Source organism: Xenorhabdus thailandensis, from assembly GCF_037996785.1.
Lineage (GTDB): Bacteria > Pseudomonadota > Gammaproteobacteria > Enterobacterales > Enterobacteriaceae > Xenorhabdus > Xenorhabdus griffiniae.
On sequence record NZ_JBBMXF010000013.1, the window covers coordinates 179,640 to 199,640 of the forward strand.

General features: G+C 41.3%; 20 protein-coding genes and 1 pseudogene. 14 read left to right on the forward strand and 7 right to left on the reverse strand.

Annotation, left to right across the window (positions count from 1 at the left end; genetic code table 11):
• Positions 1-45 precede the first annotated feature (45 nt).
• Positions 46-201 (reverse strand): PhoP/PhoQ regulatory lipoprotein MgrB, encoded by a 156-nt coding sequence (gene mgrB / locus AAC853_RS14320; protein WP_338805008.1) that lies wholly within the window; start codon positions 199-201, stop codon positions 46-48.
• 192 nt (positions 202-393) lie between these two features.
• Here mgrB and AAC853_RS14325 point away from each other — a divergent pair, with 192 nt between their 5' ends.
• Positions 394-780, forward strand: a complete 387-nt coding sequence (locus AAC853_RS14325) for a helix-turn-helix domain-containing protein (protein ID WP_338882633.1) — start codon at positions 394-396, stop codon at positions 778-780.
• Between the two features lie 111 nt (positions 781-891).
• On the opposite strand, the gene AAC853_RS14330 is transcribed toward AAC853_RS14325, so the two are convergent.
• Both AAC853_RS14330 and AAC853_RS14335 read right to left on the reverse strand, forming a co-directional pair.
• Positions 892-1,722 carry an N-acetylmuramoyl-L-alanine amidase gene (locus AAC853_RS14330; protein WP_340614984.1) on the reverse strand — a complete coding sequence of 277 codons (831 nt, stop codon included), beginning with the start codon at positions 1,720-1,722 and terminating at the stop codon, positions 892-894.
• Between the two features lie 204 nt (positions 1,723-1,926).
• On the reverse strand, positions 1,927-3,381 hold the full coding sequence (locus AAC853_RS14335; RefSeq protein ID WP_338882634.1) for an alanine/glycine:cation symporter family protein: 1,455 nt from the start codon (positions 3,379-3,381) through the stop codon (positions 1,927-1,929).
• A 1,351-nt stretch (positions 3,382-4,732) separates the two neighbouring features.
• On the opposite strand from AAC853_RS14335, the gene AAC853_RS14340 reads away from it, so the two are divergent.
• Positions 4,733-5,212, forward strand: coding sequence for a PliI family lysozyme inhibitor of I-type lysozyme (locus tag AAC853_RS14340; protein WP_422824225.1), 480 nt, complete (start codon positions 4,733-4,735; stop codon positions 5,210-5,212).
• Between the two features lie 132 nt (positions 5,213-5,344).
• Positions 5,345-5,722, forward strand: coding sequence for a hypothetical protein (locus AAC853_RS14345; protein ID WP_340614934.1), 378 nt, complete (start codon positions 5,345-5,347; stop codon positions 5,720-5,722).
• 63 nt (positions 5,723-5,785) lie between these two features.
• Here the strand turns inward: AAC853_RS14345 and prfH are convergent, their stop codons facing one another.
• The 4 genes from prfH to icd all read right to left on the reverse strand — a co-directional run bounded on the left by prfH (position 5,786) and on the right by icd (position 9,849).
• Positions 5,786-6,436: a peptide chain release factor H gene (gene prfH, locus AAC853_RS14350; protein ID WP_340614935.1), complete on the reverse strand. Its 651-nt coding sequence runs from the start codon at positions 6,434-6,436 to the stop codon at positions 5,786-5,788.
• Positions 6,433-7,554 (reverse strand): RNA ligase RtcB family protein, encoded by a 1,122-nt coding sequence (locus tag AAC853_RS14355; RefSeq protein WP_340614936.1) that lies wholly within the window; start codon positions 7,552-7,554, stop codon positions 6,433-6,435. Before AAC853_RS14355 ends, prfH begins: the two co-directional genes overlap by 4 nt.
• A gap of 273 nt (positions 7,555-7,827) precedes the next feature.
• A complete protein-coding gene (locus tag AAC853_RS14360; RefSeq protein ID WP_340614937.1) occupies positions 7,828-8,211 on the reverse strand; it encodes a putative signal transducing protein in 384 nt (127 codons plus the stop codon).
• Between the two features lie 384 nt (positions 8,212-8,595).
• Positions 8,596-9,849, reverse strand: a complete 1,254-nt coding sequence (gene icd / locus AAC853_RS14365; protein ID WP_340614938.1) for an NADP-dependent isocitrate dehydrogenase — start codon at positions 9,847-9,849, stop codon at positions 8,596-8,598.
• 140 nt (positions 9,850-9,989) lie between these two features.
• Here icd and rluE point away from each other — a divergent pair, with 140 nt between their 5' ends.
• The 11 genes and pseudogenes from rluE to AAC853_RS14420 all read left to right on the forward strand — a co-directional run bounded on the left by rluE (position 9,990) and on the right by AAC853_RS14420 (position 19,956).
• The gene (gene rluE / locus AAC853_RS14370) at positions 9,990-10,619 is read left to right on the forward strand and encodes a 23S rRNA pseudouridine(2457) synthase RluE (protein ID WP_340614939.1); all 630 of its coding nucleotides are present in this window, start codon (positions 9,990-9,992) and stop codon (positions 10,617-10,619) included.
• Positions 10,612-11,064, forward strand: a complete 453-nt coding sequence (locus AAC853_RS14375; protein ID WP_338885158.1) for an NUDIX hydrolase — start codon at positions 10,612-10,614, stop codon at positions 11,062-11,064. The genes rluE and AAC853_RS14375 overlap by 8 nt, the downstream gene beginning before the upstream one ends.
• A 73-nt stretch (positions 11,065-11,137) precedes the next feature.
• Positions 11,138-12,241, forward strand: a complete 1,104-nt coding sequence (gene mnmA / locus AAC853_RS14380) for a tRNA 2-thiouridine(34) synthase MnmA (RefSeq protein WP_340614940.1) — start codon at positions 11,138-11,140, stop codon at positions 12,239-12,241.
• 2 nt (positions 12,242-12,243) lie between these two features.
• Positions 12,244-12,870, forward strand: coding sequence for a high frequency lysogenization protein HflD (gene hflD / locus AAC853_RS14385; protein WP_340614941.1), 627 nt, complete (start codon positions 12,244-12,246; stop codon positions 12,868-12,870).
• Between the two features lie 82 nt (positions 12,871-12,952).
• Positions 12,953-14,323: an adenylosuccinate lyase gene (gene purB / locus AAC853_RS14390; protein ID WP_273559980.1), complete on the forward strand. Its 1,371-nt coding sequence runs from the start codon at positions 12,953-12,955 to the stop codon at positions 14,321-14,323.
• Positions 14,324-14,766: 443 nt separating this feature from the next.
• On the forward strand, positions 14,767-15,450 hold the full coding sequence (gene phoP / locus AAC853_RS14395) for a two-component system response regulator PhoP (protein ID WP_338885155.1): 684 nt from the start codon (positions 14,767-14,769) through the stop codon (positions 15,448-15,450).
• Positions 15,440-16,942, forward strand: a complete 1,503-nt coding sequence (gene phoQ / locus AAC853_RS14400; protein WP_422824226.1) for a two-component system sensor histidine kinase PhoQ — start codon at positions 15,440-15,442, stop codon at positions 16,940-16,942. Before phoP ends, phoQ begins: the two co-directional genes overlap by 11 nt.
• Positions 16,943-17,667: 725 nt before the next feature.
• Entirely contained in the window at positions 17,668-18,147 is a 480-nt protein-coding gene (locus AAC853_RS14405; protein WP_340614942.1) for a hypothetical protein, read from the forward strand.
• Between the two features lie 59 nt (positions 18,148-18,206).
• Positions 18,207-18,338 carry a transposase gene (locus AAC853_RS14410; RefSeq protein ID WP_340614943.1) on the forward strand — a complete coding sequence of 44 codons (132 nt, stop codon included), beginning with the start codon at positions 18,207-18,209 and terminating at the stop codon, positions 18,336-18,338.
• A gap of 14 nt (positions 18,339-18,352) precedes the next feature.
• A pseudogene (locus AAC853_RS14415) lies at positions 18,353-18,616 on the forward strand (transposase); the annotation flags it as partial.
• A 218-nt stretch (positions 18,617-18,834) separates the two neighbouring features.
• A complete protein-coding gene (locus AAC853_RS14420) occupies positions 18,835-19,956 on the forward strand; it encodes a ribosomal protein uL16 3-hydroxylase (RefSeq protein ID WP_340614944.1) in 1,122 nt (373 codons plus the stop codon).
• The last annotated feature ends 45 nt before the right edge of the window (positions 19,957-20,001 follow it).

The following is a 20,001-nucleotide window of genomic DNA, read 5'->3' on the forward strand; positions in this document are numbered from 1 at the left end:
ATGCATATTAACACACATGCGGGCAGAATAATGGGGGGTTGAATATCAAAAAGGTAAGTATCGGGTGATGGAACAAACTCCTAATTCGAACACATCATTACCTTGCTCACAATGTACGTCCAACGCTAACAAATACAAAAACAGACATATCAATATCAAGCACAGAGCTAAAAGGATTTTTTTAGTATTCAATGAGATCACCTTAGAATTATTTCGTTGTAGTCAACTTTATACTAAAATATTATAGTAAGTTATCATATGATAGAGTGATGACAGTATATTAAAATTTTTTATCTAATCACTGTTTCTCCTAATTAATAATGGATTTTGTCATCTTGAAAAGAAGTTGTGTATACTGCCCCCAACTCAACCTTCAACCAATTTAAAATTGTAATGGCACAAGATAACCACTTAGCACTCGTATGCGCACTGAGTAAATGGATAGAAAACCATCTTGGCCGTGTCATTCATCTTGAAGAGCTTGCTGCTTATTCTGGCTATTCACTTTGGCACATGCAGAAAATATTCAAGGAAGTTACCGGCATATCTCTTGGAAAGTACATCCGTCAACGACGCTTGGCTGGCGCTGTTTACCTGTTGAAAAATAGTTCCTTGCCTATTTTCGATATTGCCCTGGATTTTGGCTTTGGTTCTCAATCCCATTTCACGTATATGTTCCGTAAAGAGTATGGCATTACACCTTATGATTTTCGCCAACGTACAGATATTGAACTTGAAGTTAAACGTCCACTACATCTAGCCTACAACTGCGAATCATAAAACCTGGTATCGTTAGCGGCCATTCACTATGGCCGCCATACCTCAACGTATTTATATCCACTTTTCTTTCCGAAAAATATCACTCTGTTTCTATATATTAAGCATAAATCGTTATTGGTATTTTTCGATCAATGCCAGGGCTATCGCTTCTGTTTCTGCATCGGCAATGCCACTAACGTCTGACGGGCGGAAATGCATCTGAAATGCTTGAATAGTTTTATGAGTGACACTATCCAAAACTCCCGTTTGAGGGATATTGTAACCATAAAGGGCCAGCGCTTTCTGAACTGATATCACTGACGTAGGAATACCCGGTGCCCTACCCGCCAAATATTTATTCACAGTTGCACGATCGGGCCAAGCACCAATCCCCTGTTCATAAAGCTCGTGCCACGGAAAAACAGATCCAGGATCTTCTTTTCTCAGTGGTGCGATATCACTATGGCCCACAACATTCACAGCCTGGATTTTATACCTGTGAACAATATCTTTTGCCAATCTGATGACTGCATCAATTTGTAATGGATGGTATGGACACCATTCTTTTTTGATAAACTCTTGTTTGAATCCGCAATTAACAATTTCAATACCAATAGAATGACGGTTTAAGCTTTGGTATCCATTCCACTCACTCTTTCCCGCATGCCATGCCCTTTCTTTTTCGGAAACCACTTGAAAAACAATCGGCTTTTTATCCTTATACCTTGGTTGCGAAGGAATAAGGTAATGAGTACTAACACGACCTCCCGTTAATTCCCGTAAAGATCTTTCATCATCTAACGCAGTATAGTGAAGGACAAGAAATCTAATTGAGTCAATATCTTGCTTGGTCGAATAAGGATAGGAATAGTCAACAATATAACCATTTCTACTTTCTTGCTGAGGGGAATAAGAACAACCAATCAACAACGTGATAAAGATGCATATTATTAATCGTTTTATCATGATCGGTCAGCTATTCTATAGAAAAAGATAACATTATGATGATTATATATTAGATTAAAACAAAAAAGATGTGGTGTTCCTATCTACTGTTTTTAAAAACAAATAAAAGCCAGCTATTCGCGGAACGAACGAATAGCTGGCTAATAAAGTTACTTGTTACGAGCCATCTTTTGTTACTGATATCCTAGAGACATTTCAGTATTAGCAATTACTCTTCCCGCTGTTATGCGGTGCATCATTATCCCAAATACCTTTTTCAACTTGCTGCTGGATCTCTGGGTAGCTATTAATATTGAATGTCGGTAATTTGCCTGATTTTCTCTGCTGGTTATAATCTTTCGCCAGTTTCATTGCGATGCCTGACAACATCAATATAGCAATCAAGTTAACAATAGCCATACACGCCATTGATAGGTTAGCCATATTCCAAACCAGAGGTACATCTGCCAATGTACCAAACATCACCATACCCAACGCAGCCAACCGCAGAATAAACAAGCCAGCAGTGTGGTTACGCTCCAGGAATATCATATTGCTTTCAGCATAAGCGTAATTGGCAATAATCGACGTAAAGGCAAAGAAGAAAATAGCAATCGCAACGAACATCGTTCCCCAATGTCCAACAGCGGATGACAATGCTCGCTGAGTCAATTCAATCCCACTGATCGCAGTAACGTTCTCGTTAAGAACACCAGAAGAGAGGATGATCATGGCCGTTGCACTACAGATAACGATGGTATCCATAAATACCCCCAACATCTGCACATAACCCTGGGAGGCAGGATGAGGTGGATATGGAGACGCCGATGCTGCCGCATTTGGCGCAGAACCCATCCCCGCTTCATTCGAGAATAATCCGCGTTGCACCCCCTGAAGCATTGCCTGGGAGATACCATAACCTAATGTTCCCGCTATCGCTTCCTGAATGCCAAAGGCACTCTTGATAACCAGTGCAAATACCGCTGGGATACGCTCAATATTATGGCCTACAACCCAAATTGCCAGGATAAAATAAGCAATCGCCATAAATGGGACAACGATCTCCGCTACGCGGGCGATAGAACGCAACCCACCGAAGATAATGATGCCACTGATAATGACTAATAGGATACCGACGTAAACTGGCTTGATATTAAAGGCAAAGGCAGCCGCTTCCGCAATTGAGTTTGCCTGAACGGCATTAAATACAAGACCAAACGCGATAATAAGGAAGAATGAAAACAGAATTCCCATCCATCGCTTCTTCAGCCCTTTTTCCATGTAGTAAGCCGGGCCACCGCGATAATTTCCTTGATCGTCTTTCGTCTTGTACAACTGGGCAAGCGTGCTTTCCACAAAGGCAGTCGCCATACCAATAAATGCCACTATCCACATCCAGAAAATAGCCCCTGGTCCACCGGCAGTAATTGCAATAGCAACCCCGGCTAAGTTGCCGGTTCCAACACGAGCGGCAAGACTGGTACATAAGGCCTGAAAAGATGAAATGCCAGAATTATCCGACTTATTACTATTTTTCAGCACTGAAAACATGTGGCCAAAGTGGCGAAGTTGTATAAAACCAGAACGCAGTGTGAAGTAAAGACCAACCCCAAGGAGAAGGTATATCAGTACATAGTCCCAAAGAATGTTGTTAATGAAGTTAATCAGATCCGTCAAGATATTTTCCCCTTACTAATTAGCAAACATTAGCTGACCATAGTGCCGTATTCGGCGAAATTTTATTGTGCTTAATTCCTTTTATAATTAACAAGTAACATGATTCTGTATACGAAAAACACAGAGGTACAAGCCATTAAAGCGGAAAGAATGTAACACAATATTTATTTCAATGGGTAACTTTTAATGAAATTTTTACATTTACTTTAGCGATATTGAACATTTGTCTTGATATCCATAAACGCATCATTTCTTATTTCAAGCCACTCAATTACATTTTTAGCGTAAAAAATACGCAATAATTTTCTTCCCATACATAAGCAAGAAACATAAATAAATTAACAATTGGACTTAAAATACGAAACCAGTTGGCAACTAAAATACAACCTATAAAAAACAACGTCAATCTAATGCCCACTCCGATGCTCATATAAAGAGCATCCGCTAATTGAAGTTACTGATGTTACGCCAACCAAAATACATAGAACAAATTTAGATAATCATGTTCTGATATATCACTAATGTAGTAATAACAAAATTTATTAAAAAAAACAGGACAATTACAAAATTTAATCTTGAAATTTCCAATATTTACGAAAAAATATGGAAATATTTTACTTAAAATGAGATTATTAAATTTTAATACTGTGATAATTGGAAAATACCATCATTGCATATTAAAATTTTCAGTTGTTATTTTTACAATAGGAAACAACAATAACAGGTTAGTAATATGTTAATAACACACTATCTGGCCATCAGATAATCTACAAGTGAGGTTATAATTGATGTTAGAGCGAAAAAGAAAGAATCCCGCAGACAACATACTGCCCAAGAGAGTTTATAGAGGAAAATCAAAGTATGAATATCATCCTGCAACAGGTGGTTCAATCTCTATCTGCTGTTTGAGCTCACCAGTATCTGTTGTTTGGAAAGAGTACAATAAGATTGTAGAAAAAATAGAAAAAAATAGTACATAGAGACTAATATATGTCGAAGTTAATAAAAAACGGGAGCTATGACTCCCGTTGATACCAATATTTATTATAACCCCACCTGAATAAGACTCAGTTATCACAACAAAAACAACTTATATTATAAAATATTATTTTTTACTCTCTATCATCAATTTTCCAATACAAAAATCATAAGTTAATCTAATATTTTACTTTAAAAATTTAGCACTATATTTTCAATAAGCTATATCATCCTTAATATCTATATCTTCAATAGTAAAAAGTAATAGGACTATCCTGTCCGTTAGGAATATGGTTTTCTCAAATTCGTGCTACGATATAAATCATATCTATGCATTTGTTAAAACAAGACAGTAGACGACGGAGCATCGCTTATGTTTATAAGTCACATTATAAAAACTATTGCTATTACTACTCTAATTACTCTAATGTTATCAACACCTGCTAGCGCAAGAGAGGGAAAATTGATTAACTTACCTGATAAACGATTTGCCGTGCTGTCCGAAGGTGATCTGGAAAATGCATCAATTGGCAGCTATTCCATTGCCATTTTTAAGGATAAAGATCTCACAGACTTTGAAACTGGAGGGATCTTTGAACGTGACGGTTCAGTATTTGAAGATAATGGCACTCCGAGGATCAAATTTGCCGATATTGATGGTGACGGTTCCAAAGAACTTATTGTTTCCAAACTTACAGCGGGTTCTGGAAATTATCTTGAAGTCGATGCACTCAAAATTACCAAGGAAAATGTCAAACTTCTCACCCGTGTCTATATAAATGGAAACAATGATCCTATCAAGCCACTCCGTGCAACATGTAAAAGAGGAACATGTATTAAACAAAAACCTTAATAATCAGCTCCTCACTTAAAAGTATTATCCGCTGAGATTCGGAGCAAACGTTGAATTATGTACTATTGTTAATGTTGTCGTTCCTGTTAAAGTTGTCACCACTATCATGGTATAGTCGATCAAGAGGAAATTATGAAACGTCTTTTATTGCTATTGCCAATTTTCCTTACCCCATTCTTCTCATATGCCGCACATGCTAATGCAGATAACATCGCAGAAACTTATTGTAACTTGTTCGGGAAAGCCTCTGTAGAAGCATTTAAAACCCATGATTCACCCGACACGATAGCGCAAAAGGCGTTCAATGAATTAACTCGCAAGGGATTTGATCTTAAAGAGATCCATAGTAATAAGGATGAATTTATTACATCTATCAAACAAACTGTCACAGAAGTCAGGAAAAATAAACAAACCTTCCCAAGCACTCATCATTTTGACGAATCACTGGATAAATCCGTTGAAGCATGTAAAGTTCAAACAAAACATGCTTTATCTAACAGTACAAAATAGATTCCTGTAGAGCGACTTACTGATGTTGTCGCTCTATTTTCATTGGATTTGTTGTTACTCGAATTACAATGACTGACAGTGTCTATTGGGTATGTATTCACCTTTCGGTATGAATTCTATTCCAACAAAAGTCCGCACTGCATTTCCCCTTTCAATCTGATGATGAAATAAACGTCGTTTGGCCTTGATCTGTACATGCTGTATATTTTGTAGCTGCTGAAGCCTATTTCCCAGCAATAAACGAGCAATTCGACGATTCGCGTGTTGGCTACGCTCAGATTGCACTTTAACACTGATCCCGCTAGCAATGTGTATTGCCCTAACCGCGGATTCTGTTTTATTGACGTGCTGACCACCTGGCCCAGAAGCCTTCAACCTTTCAAACCTAACGTTACTTTCCATCACTTCTCGCATAGGTTCAAATTGCATCACACCAATAAACCAGTTCTTACGACCAGCTCCTTTTCGCCACGGGCTTTCACAAATCCATTTGATAGTACCGTTCCAGCGCTTAAACAGTTGCCATTCATTTTCTCCTTGAATGGCAATTAACACAGAACGTAATGTACCCGCACGCACCCCGCGTTCTTCTTCCAGAATATCCACACTAACGTTTAATTCTGTGGCTTCTTGAACCAATCGATCCAATGCTTTTTTGACAGCTAACATGCATTCATCCGGCCCCTGCGCTGAGGAAATTTGCAACAATATCATTCGTTGCCTCCCCGTGTTTTATACGTCAGGACAGGTTTCAGCCGTGCTATCAACTTCACCAGACCAGCCTGTAACATAGCATCCATCACACCATTGATAGGTTTGTAAGCTTCTGGGGCTTCTTGGTAAATCAATTGCTTATCTAAGCAAATAACACGACTGCCTAATGTTGTGCGAGAAAGTTGAACGGCATTGTAACGGCCACTTAAACGCTCCTTGCATTCCCCGCGCATCCATTTCCGTCCGGCTCCGTGAGCCAGGGAAAACAGACTGTCTTCACGACTCAACGGTTGAACCAGATAGCTATAATCTCCACGAGATCCCGGAATAATCACTGCTCCTTGATCAGCTGGGGTAGCTCCCTTGCGATGCAACCAACCCGTAATACCGTCGATAGTGCACGGGGTAAGCAAATTATGTGAGACATCAAGCAGACGCTCCCCATTAGCTCGCCAACGTTTTAACATTCGTTCTGCAATTAACTGACGGTTAATACAAGCATAATCCAACGCGTGTTGATGTTGCTGGAGGTAATTCTGCGCCTGTGGACTAGATGCTAACAACCCGTGGTGCCCATGCTCACGAACATGTTGTTCAAGGATCATTTGCCCCATGCCACGCGAACCACTATGCACCAATAACAAAAGTTGCTGTTTGTTCAGTTGCCAAGTTTCAAGAATATCGGGTTGATAAATTTCATCTAATTGCTGTAGTTCAGCAAAATGGTTACCACCCCCAATCGTTCCCGGTGAATAACAAAAATGTTCAGGTATATTGTCAGATAACTCTTCTACGTCCAAAGGGGTATCAATGGAGCCAAGCCGTTTTTCCAACTTATCCAATGACCATTTACTCAACGTCAAATCTGTACGCCACAATGCCATACCACAACCAATATCATTACCGATAAGGGCCGGATAGAAACGTGACTGTGAAAAAAATGCAGCACCAACTGGATATCCCCTGCCGGGATGGAGATCCGGCAGACCAACGACACGCATCATGTCAGGGAGTTGTGCGGTTATTTCAAGTTGCTGGATAGCCTTACCTTCCAGCCAAGTATTTTCTGATACGATAAGCTGTACGTTCGATACAGCCGAATGCAAAGTATTGCCCATAGATCAAACCTTATGATCAATGAAAAAATAAGGGTACGGTCAGGCCTAGCCGGCAATACTGAAAATGTTGATGTAGTAATTAGCTATGGGCAGGCCTGAAAAGAGTCATTGTTATTGTCATCATTATGAATTCCTCCTTTTCGGTTATTAATATGAGTTCAGCGAATAGCTGCTTTTAGCAGGTGCTGCATCATACTTCAAGTTTTATGAATATTGCCAGTGTTTTGTTTGAATTTATTTAGTTAAATTAAACCATCCTAAAGGAATTTAATTTCAGTTTTTCAACGGCAATGCTATACCAAATATTAAAAACAATAAAATCACTAAAAAAGTATTTATTGATTTAAAAAAATGATATCGAAACGATAATTTTTTCTCATTGCCTTGATTAGACTCTCCTTTATCTAACAAGAACTTATTATCCTCAATTTCAGCAAGTATCACTTTTGCGCGTTCTATATCAACATGGTGGACAAGCAGTTTAACACCACCAAATGCCTGGGAATACATATAGTTATTCCATACAATGTCTTCATCTATCACTACTGCATAAATATCTTCTGATAACATTCTGCCCAAGACGATGTGAGCATCTATTGGCGATAGGAAATTCGCTAATAACTGCATATTTCCTCTTTGGGGACGACTATTCCACATAAGTACACCATGATCAGATGAGTTATAAATCAGTATAGCTTATTATTACGTTATCCCCCGTTATCTTATTTATTCAATAATGCAGCTGGATTAACGCAATAAGTGCCACAGGTGAAATATTAAAAAGCGCTTCTTAAGGGCTATTCAGGCAGATATGAAAAAACCACCAAAGCTTATTTACTGGTACTGAAACTATCCTATACCTGAAACACAACAACAAACCCGATAAATATCATGATGACCGCGGTAAAGATTGGATAAAAGTTGTCGTCTGAGTTGTTCTAAATTTGGTAAGTTTTGATAACTTTTTGATAACCGTTTCACGCGTTATAATAAAAAACGGGAACCATTAAGCCCCCGTTATCTATTCAGCTACGCAATTAATTACATATGTGTAATAATTGCATCACCGAATTCACTACATTTCAGCAGCTTAGCACCTTCCATCAGGCGTTCAAAATCGTAAGTCACGGTCTTCGCGGCAATCGCACCTTCCATTCCCTTAACGATTAAATCTGCGGCTTCTAACCATCCCATGTGGCGCAACATCATTTCAGCGGAAAGGATCACCGAACCCGGGTTGACTTTATCCTGGCCTGCATACTTAGGCGCAGTACCGTGTGTTGCTTCGAACAATGCGCATTCGTCGCCAATGTTTGCACCTGGGGCAATACCGATGCCACCCACTTGAGCAGCTAAAGCATCAGAAATGTAGTCACCATTCAGGTTCATACACGCAATGACATCATACTCTGCTGGACGCAGCAGGATCTGTTGCAAGAAAGCATCTGCAATCACATCCTTAATGATGATATCTTTGCCATTTTTAGGATTCTTGATCTTAACCCACGGACCACCATCCAACAATTCTCCGCCGAATTCAGTGCGAGCTAGTTCATAACCCCAGTCTTTGAAAGCACCTTCAGTGAATTTCATGATATTGCCTTTATGAACCAGAGTGACTGATTCACGGTCATTATCAATGGCATATTCAATCGCGGCACGTACTAAACGTTTAGTGCCTTCTTCTGAGCAAGGTTTGACACCAATACCGCACTGTTGAGGGAAACGGATCTTATTAACACCCATTTCATCTTGCAGGAATTTAATCACTTTGTCCGCTTCCGCTGAACCCGCTTTCCACTCAATGCCTGCATAAATATCTTCAGCGTTTTCGCGGAAAATAACCATATCGGTCAATTCAGGCTGCTTAACAGGGCTTGGCGTACCTTGGTAGTAACGAACCGGACGCAGGCAGACATACAGATCCAATTGCTGACGCAATGCGACGTTTAGCGAACGGATACCACCACCTACTGGTGTTGTCAGAGGGCCTTTGATAGCAACACGGTATTCACGGATTAAATCTAGCGTTTCATCTGGCAACCAAACATCTTTACCATAGACATGCGTGGATTTTTCACCTGTGTAGATTTCCATCCAGGAAATTTTGCGCTCACCGCTATACGCTTTCTGAACCGCAGCATCAACAACTTTTAGCATGACCGGCGTAACATCAACACCAATGCCATCCCCTTCGATATAAGGGATAATAGGGTTATTCGGAACATTTAATTTACCTTTGGCATCAATAGTAATTTTTTTACCTTCCGCCGGAACAACTACTTTGCTTTCCATTAACCTCTCCTTTCAAATAAGCGCAATGCCTTGTTAATTTTTTGTAAGGGACGTGTCAATACTACTTGAATATTCTGCAAACGCCAACGGTCACAGATTTAAGGTATAATACGCCCCCTAATTTTAAACAATGGCTTATCATGACAAATATCGCTTTTAAAAAACGCCAACTTAACCGATTCAGCCAAAGAAAAAATAATAGAGCCATAAAAAAAACAATCGGCCCTCGTCGGGTATTGATTTTTAACAAACCTTATGATGTCTTACCCCAATTCACCGATGAAATGGGCAGAACAACGTTAAAAGATTTTATCCCGTTTACTGATATTTATGCCGCGGGTCGTCTGGATCGTGATAGTGAAGGTTTACTGGTGTTAACCAATGATGGCAAATTACAGGCTAGATTGACTCAACCTAATAAAAAAACCGCTAAAGTTTATTATGTTCAAGTCGAGGGCATTCCTGATGAAACGGCTCTGAATCAACTTCGTAACGGTGTTTTATTAAAAGATGGCCCAACCTTACCCGCCGACGCTGAATTAGTGGAAGAGCCTGAGTGGCTTTGGGAGAGAATTCCCCCTATTCGGGAACGAAAAAGTATTCCGGTAAGTTGGCTTAAAATTACGTTATATGAAGGGCGTAATCGGCAGGTACGCAGAATGACTGCCCATGTGGGATACCCTACACTGCGCCTAATCCGTTTTAGTATGGGTTCAATACAATTAGGCTCATTATCCCCTGGAGAATGGAGAGAAATTAATCTTGTTTAGTCCACACGTCACGGTTGCCTGCATTGTTCATGCAGAAAATAAGTTTTTGGTTGTTGAAGAGTTTATCAACGGCAAACCTCTCTGGAATCAACCAGCAGGCCATCTTGAAGCTGATGAAACATTACTGGAAGCCGTTGAACGGGAATTATGGGAAGAAACCGGAATTCGTGCACAACCACAAGCATTTTTAAAACTGCACCAATGGGTTGCGCCGGACAAAACCCCATTTATCCGTTTTCTATTCTTGGTTGAAATGGAAAAAATCATGGACACCCACCCACACGATAACGATATCCATTGCTGCCATTGGTTAAGTGCAGAAGAAATCCTTAGCAGTTCACAATTACGTTCTCCTCTGGTTGCCGAAAGTCTTCTTTGCTACCTTGAGCACAGAACTTATCCACTCTCGATACTGGATTATTATGGTTCACCCTTCGCCAAATGAAGACGTTTGGTGCACCTTGGTTGCCAACGTGCTAAAGTATTGCGTTTGTTTTTTTCCGCAGTGAGATATATCCATGTCAGATAACAGCCAGAAAAAAGTCATTGTCGGCATGTCCGGCGGTGTTGATTCATCCGTTTCCGCCTACCTTCTGCAACAGCAGGGCTACCAGGTAGCTGGCCTGTTCATGAAAAACTGGGAAGAAGACGATAGTGAAGAGTATTGCTCAGCGGCTACCGATCTTGCTGATGCTCAGGCCGTTTGTGACAAACTGGGCATAGAATTGCATACCATCAATTTTGCAGCCGAGTATTGGGATAATGTCTTCGAACATTTTCTTGCTGAATATAAAGCCGGCAGAACCCCAAACCCAGACATTCTTTGTAATAAAGAAATCAAATTCAAAGCATTTTTAGAGTTTGCCGCAGAGGATTTAGGGGCTGACTATATCGCAACCGGGCATTATGTCCGCCGTCGGGATGTGAACGGCATGAGCCAATTGCTCCGTGGCCTGGATGACAACAAAGATCAAAGCTATTTCTTATATACCTTAAGCCACCAGCAAGTTGCCAAGAGTCTGTTTCCAGTTGGGGAATTGGAAAAACCCGAAGTACGCCGCATTGCCGAAGAAATTGGCCTGGTTACCGCAAAGAAAAAAGATTCGACAGGTATCTGCTTTATTGGTGAGCGTAAGTTCCGTGATTTCCTTGGGCGTTATTTACCCGCCCAGCCTGGCCCAATTATGACTGTGGATGGACAAACCATCGGCCAACATACTGGCTTGATGTACCATACACTCGGCCAGCGCAAAGGACTAGGAATTGGGGGAACGAAAGAGGGTAGTGAAGAACCTTGGTATGTTGTTGATAAAGATGTCGACAATAACATACTGATTGTTGCCCAAGGCCATGAACATCCTCGCCTGATGTCTGTCGGTTTGATCGCCCAGCAACTACATTGGGTTGATCGTCAATCACTACAAACAGAAATGCGCTGTGTAGTCAAAACACGCTACCGTCAGCATGATATTCCCTGTACTGTCGTCCCTCTGGGTGAAGATAAAATTGAGGTTCGTTTTGATAGCCCTGTTGCCGCTGTCACACCTGGTCAATCAGCCGTGTTTTATCAAGGTGAAGTTTGTCTCGGTGGTGGCGTGATCGAACAACGTATACAGGAGTAGTTGTGGCTAAAAATTATTACGATATTACACTGGCTCTGGCAGGTATCTGCCAGTCAGGCCGTCTGGTCCAAAAACTTGCCCATGAAGGCCAGTGTGATACGGATGCTTTTGAGATCATGATCAACAGCGTCCTGAACATGAATCCAACCTCTACGCTGGATGTCTTCGGCAATAACGCCGGCAACCTGCGTGTTGGCCTTGACGCTATGTTGGGTATGTTCAACGGTTCACATAGTGGCGTTTCTGCCGATCTTACCCGCTATATGCTGAGTTTAGTGGCACTGGAACGCCGCTTGAATAAAAACCCATCAGCTGTCAATCAATTGGCAAATCGCATTGAACAATTAGGACGTCAGCAAGCCTATTTTGAACCGATGTCAGAAGGAATGCTCAACGCCCTGGCTGGAATTTATGTCGATGTTATTAGTCCGCTGGGGCCACGTATTCAGGTGACCGGTTCACCTGACGTATTACGTAATTCATTGATTCAGGCAAAAGTCAGATCAGTGTTACTGGCCGGTATCCGCAGTGCCGTTTTATGGCAACAAGTTGGCGGTAGCCGCCTGCAAATCATGTTTTCTCGTCAGCGCCTGATCCGACAGGCAAAAGAGATCCTTGCTAACTGTTAGATGATAAAGACTGTTAGCGAAAAACTGTTAAATCTAAGCTGTTAAACATACATTGTTAAATAAAATCCGGGAGTTGCTACCAATGGAATTATCCTCACTGACCGCTGTTTCTCCAATTGATGGCCGTTACGGCGATAAAGTCAGCGCACTACGCGCTATTTTTAGTGAGTTCGGCTTACTAAAATTCCGTGTGCAAGTCGAAGTACGTTGGCTGCAAAAACTGGCTGCAACCACAGAAATCCAGGAAGTTCCTGCTTTTGACGCCGACGCAAACGCTTACCTTGATGAAATTATTGTAAATTTCAATGAGCAGGATGCACTGCGTATTAAAGAAATTGAACGCACCACCAATCACGACGTTAAGGCTGTTGAGTATTTTCTGAAAGAAAAAGTCGCGCATATCCCTGCCCTGCATCAGGTTGCAGAATTTATTCATTTTGCCTGCACATCAGAAGATATTAATAACCTGTCACATGCATTGATGCTTAAAACAGCCCGTGAGGAAGTTTTGCTGCCCCAATGGCGCCAAATAATCGATACCATCACACGCATGGCACATGATTATCGCGATCTGCCACTGCTATCGCGCACACACGGTCAACCCGCCACCCCTTCCACTGTCGGCAAAGAATTTGCTAACGTGGCCTACCGTATGAAACGCCAATTCCGTCAGCTTGAGCAAGTAGAAGTGCTAGGCAAAATCAATGGGGCGGTTGGTAACTACAATGCACACTTGTCAGCCTATCCACAAGTTGACTGGCACCAATTTAGTGAGTCATTTGTGACTTCTTTGGGTATTCAGTGGAACCCATATACCACCCAGATTGAGCCTCATGATTACATTGCAGAACTGTTTGATTGTGTGGCTCGTTTTAATACCATCCTAATCGATTTTGATCGCGATATCTGGGGCTATATTGCCTTGAACCATTTCAAGCAAAAAACCATTGCCGGGGAAATTGGTTCGTCTACTATGCCACATAAAGTCAATCCAATTGATTTCGAAAACTCAGAAGGTAACCTGGGTCTGGCAAATGCGGTCTTGGGACATCTGGCCAGCAAACTGCCTGTTTCTCGCTGGCAGCGCGACCTGACAGATTCAACAGTATTGCGTAATCTAGGCGTCGGTCTGGGATATGCATTGATTGCTTATCAATCCACGATGAAGGGATTGAATAAGCTGGAAGTCAATGAACAGCACTTACTGAATGAACTGGATGGCAATTGGGAAGTATTGGCTGAGCCTATCCAGACTGTTATGCGCCGTTATGGCATTGAAAAGCCGTATGAAAAACTAAAAGAACTAACGCGTGGTAAACGTGTTGATGCTGAAGGTATGAAAGCATTTATTGATGGCCTTGAACTTCCTGAAGCAGAGAAAGAGCGCCTCAAATCCATGACGCCAGCAAATTACATTGGATACGCGACTTCACTGGTCGACCAGTTAAAATAATCTGTGTTTATCCATATCAATGGGCGGATTCTATTCCGCCCATGTGCAATTTTACACCAACAGCCTCCCTGCTACTACGTGACAATCTGAATGTTATTGAGTATATGAACTTATACGCATTAAACTTCAAGCTGTAATTTACAACACGATATGAAACCTGATTTCTCCCCGCGAAACGGAGGGAAATCACATTCATCTTGAAGTTAGATTGTTATATATAGAAGTTAAATAAATTGTAAATTTATTGACTATTTCAACCTAACCATTTGTTTTCAAATGCACCAATCATTAATATACCAACAAAAGCCAAATAGTTACTATACTTAGTTTATTCATAATCATACACCTATAATTTTATTTAATCTTTATTGACGAAATTGATTACTTAGCTATTTTAAATTTATTTGATAAACATTAATTACTGATTAGCATAAGGAATCATTATGCGGATATTGATCGTTGAAGATAACGCATTACTTCGCCATCACTTAACCGTACAATTACGGGATGTCGGACATCAAGTTGATGCTGCAGAGAATGCTAAAGAAGCAGATTATTATCTTAAAGAAAGTCACCCTGATATTGCTATCGTCGATTTAGGGTTACCGGGAGAAGATGGCCTTAGCATGTTACGGCGCTGGCGCAGTGAGCAAATTAATTTACCTATCCTTGTTCTCACCGCCCGTGAGAGCTGGCAAGAAAAAGTCAACGTGCTAAATGCGGGCGCAGATGATTATGTTACCAAGCCCTTTCATCTGGAGGAAATTAATGCCCGCATACAAGCATTAATGCGACGCAATAGTGGTTTGGCATCACAATTAGTTGAGATATCACCATTTTTAATCAATCTTTCAAGAAAGGAGTTTTCTATCAATGAAACCAATATTAAGTTAACTGCTTTTGAATACATTATTATCGAAACCTTAATGCGCAATAATGGCAAGGTTGTCAGTAAAGAAACGTTAATGCGCCAATTGTATCCAGATGCTGAATTACGTGAAAGTCATACAATTGATGTATTAATGGGGCGTTTGAGGAAAAAAATATTGAATGAATGGCCAGAAGAGGTCATTGTCACTGTTCGTGGTCAAGGGTATCGCTTCGATGTGAAATCTTATGATGCTTAAGTTCTCAGAAACACCTTTTTCTTTGAGAACACGGTTTCTCATGGCTACGGCTGCGATTATTCTTGCATTGACACTATCATATGGCATTGTTGCTATCGCCGGATATTTAGTTAGTTTTGATAAAACAAGCTATTCCATACTCCGTAGCCAAAGTAATCTATTTTTCACCTTAGCCAGATGGGAAAATAACAAGCTAGAAATTCTTGTTCCCAAGGATTTTTCCATGAATTATCGCTCATTAGCACTGATCTATGATAATGATGGGAATATTCTTTGGCGCCAGAATAATGTGCCTGAATTGGAAAGAATGATCGATCCCGATTGGCTGAAAAAAAATGGCTTATATACACTAGAAGCATATTTTAAAGAAAAAGGGGATTTTTTCTATAATCCAACAGCGACACCAAACCAAGATAATACAAAAAAGGCAAAAAATAGTGAGGAAGTATTATTAACCTACTCGGTTGCTGTAAATATTTATCCTGCCACTGACAAATTGCCTGCCATGACTATTGTTATCATTGATACCATTCCACAAGATGTGCAGGAATCAGCAAAAGTATGGGAATGGTTTGGATATGTGTTAATTGCTAACTTACTTTTAATCATTCCATTAATCTGGCTGGCCGCTGACTGGAGTCTTAGGCCAATAAAATCTTTAATTACCCAGATCAGTTCATTAGAAAATGGGGAAAGGAAAGAACTAGATGAGAATCCTCCTACTGAATTAAAAGGGCTGGTCAGAAATTTAAACAATTTGCTATCCAATGAACGTAAACGTTATGCCAAATATCACACGACACTCTCGGATTTGACACATAGCCTGAAAACACCGCTAGCAGTATTGCAATCAACCCTGCGCTCTCTGCGTCCCCCACAAAAGCTGACCATTGAACAAGCTGAACCTATTATGCTTGAACAAATTGACCGGATATCGCAACAGATTGGCTACTATTTGCATAGAGCCAATATACGCAGCGACCATAGTTTGCTTCTGAGACAGATTTCTTCCGTCCCAATCTTGCTAGATGGCCTAATCAGTGCCCTAACCAAGGTATATCAACATAAAGGCATCAAAATGATGCTAGATGTCTCTCCTGAAGTGACATGGCTAGGGGAAAAAAATGATTTTCTGGAAGTGATGGGAAACATTCTGGATAATGCCTGTAAATACTGCCGGAAACAGGTCAAAATCACCGCCACAATGGGAGAAAACTCAGTTACTATTATTGTCGATGATGATGGGTTAGGGGTTCCCCTTGATAAGCGAGAAATGATTTTTCAGCGTGGCTTACGCGCTGACACATTACGATCAGGCCAGGGCCTTGGCTTATCGATAGCATCTGAAATTGTCGAACAATATGATGGTGATATCAACATAGAGGATAGCCCCCTTGGTGGCGCCAGAGTGAGTGTCGTATTTCGCGCCCAGCATAATCCCCAACACAAAGCAGCCAACACAATGCGAGCACCACGCATCACGATTAGGTGATGGCTAGCACTACACAGCCGAATTATTCTGTAATCAGAGAGTCCGATGGCAATAATGACATTGTTGTGCTCGGTTTTTGGCAGCAGCTTGCGCAGTACCAATACAGAGTGGGGTAAATATTTTACCATGATGCAAAGAAAATGCTCTGATGTTCCTGTTTTTCCATACGTATTCGGTTGCAATGCAAAAAACACATTAGCAGTTTTAGACTATGCATATGCATATGCCCCCCACTTGCCATAACCACGGATAAACTGGATGTCATCCCATCGAATTGGAGAGTGGAGGTTTAAGGGCACTGTGATTTTCCAAGTTCAAGTACCTGATGGTGATTAACGACGACGACAAGAAGCGTGGTAGCCAGTGACGCCGGACACTGTGTACGTAATGACAGGCGAACAAACCACGCTAGAATTATATTTCTATAAGAATTACTTGGGATTGTACTACCTATAGGTACTCGCATTTAAAACAGTTGTGTTCACATTTATCCGGTTTTTCTGCTCACACTAACTGCAAATGAAATCTTCTTCCCCCGCATAAACTTGTTATCTTTTTTAAGTATCCCATAGAAGGCAACATGATGAGATACTATCTATACCTTACAAGAATTCAAACCAGATTTTCGAGACAGTAAAAAAATCAACATCTAGATTCAAGAGTGATAATTTTTAATTGCGAGTCGTTACATTTAATCTACCAAAATTTTACAAGGAAATTTTGACATGAAACGTAATGCCCCCGAAGGTCTGTTCGAGAATACTAAGCCCGGCAACATGCTTCATTCGCTTGACAAACCCCAATCTGCTCCCGAATCAGAGATCTCAGCTAACACGCAGGCGGTATACATGTATGTGGTTGAATCTCGCCAGTATGTCAATATTGATGGATCCGGATGGGCGGTACTAGAAGCTAACCCAAGTACGAAATACTATCTTGTCCCATATTACAAAGGAAATTATATCGTTATCGCAAATGGCTCATACAAAAGTTACTACCTGAGCTATAACCATAACTCTTACGTAGGTGGTTATGGGGCTTGGTATAATGCCAGTTACTGGTCCTTCCATCCTATCGATAATTTGTACTATGCGGGGCTGTATCCGTACACTAAGGGTGGTGTCGAATACCTCTGCGTCAATGGACTCGTGGATGCAATTGATAGCGTTGTGACGGTTGTCCCCCTAAAAATTATAGTGGAATGATTTCGAACACCTCATAAGCCTGCTATTCTGATTAATATGACTATGAAGTAATAATCCACATGAAACAGACAGTACCGAAACGCCAGTATTCTACGGAAGTTAAGCTGGAAGCGGTTCAACAGGTTGTTCTTTATCAGCAGCGGGTTGTTAAGGTCGCCCGCTCACTGGGGATTGATGCCAGCACCCTGTGAAAATGGGATCGCCAATGTTAGCCGATGGCGGTTATACCGGAAAAACTTTTGCGGACAGTGTGCATCATACACTGGGTGCGACTGTCGAAATAGCCAAACGTAGTGAACTTCATACTTTCAAGGTGATCCCCAAACGGTGGGTCGTCGAGCGTTCCTTTGGTTGGCTGAAAAAATGTCGGCGGTTGTGGAAAAACTGCGAAAGATATTTGAATACCAGCCTTCAGTTTATCAATCTGGCATTCCTTGTTGTGTTGCTGCGCAGAAAACATACTGAATAGGCTCTTAAACGCTGGCGTGGTATAGCGACGCACTATGAAAAGCAAAAAATAGCACGTCTTTTCTTACTGCAGTACAAATTCGTTGTCCTGTTCTTTGGCCGAAAATCTCATGACGGCAACATCTAGCACAACCCCAAAATATTTCAACCAAATCTGATATCGTCATTGACTATTCGTTATAATAGCGTGAAATTCACTTCTCACTTCAGGATGTCACCATGGACTATCAGCTAAATCTGGACTGGCAGGCGTTTTTGCAAAACCATTGGCAAAAACGACCATTGCTGATTAAACAGGGTTTCCATCAGTTTATTGATCCTCTTTCCCCCGATGAGCTGGCGGGTCTGGCGATGGAAAATGAAATCGATAGCCGTTTGGTTAGTCAGAAAAATGGGCGCTGGGAAGTTTCCCACGGACCATTTGAAACCTACGACCATTTAGACGAAAAAAACTGGTCTTTGCTTGTACAAGCCGTTGACCATTGGCATCTCCCTTCTTCTGCACTGATGAAGCCATTCCGTGTACTGTCTGACTGGCGCATGGATGACTTGATGATCTCGTTCTCCGTACCCGGCGGTGGTGTCGGCCCGCATCTTGACCAATATGACGTTTTTATTATTCAAGGAAAAGGGCGCAGACGTTGGCGGGTAGGTGAAAAAATTCCCATGAAACAACATTGCCCTCACCCTGATTTGTTGCAGGTCGAACCTTTTGAGGCAATTATTGATGAAGAGATGTTACCGGGCGATATACTCTACATTCCACCAGGTTTTCCACACGAAGGCTATGCTATTGAGGATTCACTGAACTATTCAGTGGGATTCCGTGCCCCTAATGCCCGTGAATTATTCAGTGGATTTGCTGACTATATTCTGGCAAACGAGCTGGGAAGCCATCGCTACAACGATCCTGGATTAACATTTCGTGACAACCCAGCCCTGATCCAGAAAAACGAACTGGACACACTGCGTTCCATGATGCGTGAATTGTTGGAACAACCAGAAACTTTCCAAAACTGGTTTGGCGAATTCATCTCTCAATCGCGCCATGAATTAGATCTGGCACCACCTGAACCGCCTTATGAGAGCGATGAGATTTATGATTTGCTGAAACAAGGCGAAGCGTTAAATCGCTTGAGTGGCCTGCGCGTCCTGCGGGTTGGTGATCAATGTTTCGTCAATGGGGAATTGATGGATACTCCTCATATCCAGGCTGCTAACGCCCTTTGCCAATATGACAAAGTGAATGCTGAACTGCTGGGCGATGCTATCGACGACGTCCGATTTGTCAGTCTGCTTACGGCTTTGGTCAATAGCGGTTATTGGTATTTTAATGATTAATCCAGGCCAAGGGGCAAGATAAGTTGCCCCTTGTTTACTAAATAG

What these genes read in the sequence shown, in the direction of transcription:
- rluE (WP_340614939.1), top strand. Translation starts at nt 9,990, where the DNA reads ATGACAAATATCGCTTTTAAAAAACGCCAACTTAACCGATTCAGCCAA.
- prfH (WP_340614935.1), bottom strand. Translation starts at nt 6,436, where the DNA reads ATGATATTGTTGCAAATTTCCTCAGCGCAGGGGCCGGATGAATGCATG.
- AAC853_RS14405 (WP_340614942.1), top strand. Translation starts at nt 17,668, where the DNA reads ATGAAACGTAATGCCCCCGAAGGTCTGTTCGAGAATACTAAGCCCGGC.
- phoP (WP_338885155.1), top strand. Translation starts at nt 14,767, where the DNA reads ATGCGGATATTGATCGTTGAAGATAACGCATTACTTCGCCATCACTTA.
- AAC853_RS14420 (WP_340614944.1), top strand. Translation starts at nt 18,835, where the DNA reads ATGGACTATCAGCTAAATCTGGACTGGCAGGCGTTTTTGCAAAACCAT.
- mnmA (WP_340614940.1), top strand. Translation starts at nt 11,138, where the DNA reads ATGTCAGATAACAGCCAGAAAAAAGTCATTGTCGGCATGTCCGGCGGT.
- AAC853_RS14360 (WP_340614937.1), bottom strand. Translation starts at nt 8,211, where the DNA reads ATGTGGAATAGTCGTCCCCAAAGAGGAAATATGCAGTTATTAGCGAAT.
- icd (WP_340614938.1), bottom strand. Translation starts at nt 9,849, where the DNA reads ATGGAAAGCAAAGTAGTTGTTCCGGCGGAAGGTAAAAAAATTACTATT.
- purB (WP_273559980.1), top strand. Translation starts at nt 12,953, where the DNA reads ATGGAATTATCCTCACTGACCGCTGTTTCTCCAATTGATGGCCGTTAC.
- AAC853_RS14325 (WP_338882633.1), top strand. Translation starts at nt 394, where the DNA reads ATGGCACAAGATAACCACTTAGCACTCGTATGCGCACTGAGTAAATGG.
- AAC853_RS14345 (WP_340614934.1), top strand. Translation starts at nt 5,345, where the DNA reads ATGAAACGTCTTTTATTGCTATTGCCAATTTTCCTTACCCCATTCTTC.
- AAC853_RS14410 (WP_340614943.1), top strand. Translation starts at nt 18,207, where the DNA reads ATGAAACAGACAGTACCGAAACGCCAGTATTCTACGGAAGTTAAGCTG.
- AAC853_RS14340 (WP_422824225.1), top strand. Translation starts at nt 4,733, where the DNA reads ATGTTTATAAGTCACATTATAAAAACTATTGCTATTACTACTCTAATT.
- phoQ (WP_422824226.1), top strand. Translation starts at nt 15,440, where the DNA reads ATGATGCTTAAGTTCTCAGAAACACCTTTTTCTTTGAGAACACGGTTT.
- AAC853_RS14355 (WP_340614936.1), bottom strand. Translation starts at nt 7,554, where the DNA reads ATGGGCAATACTTTGCATTCGGCTGTATCGAACGTACAGCTTATCGTA.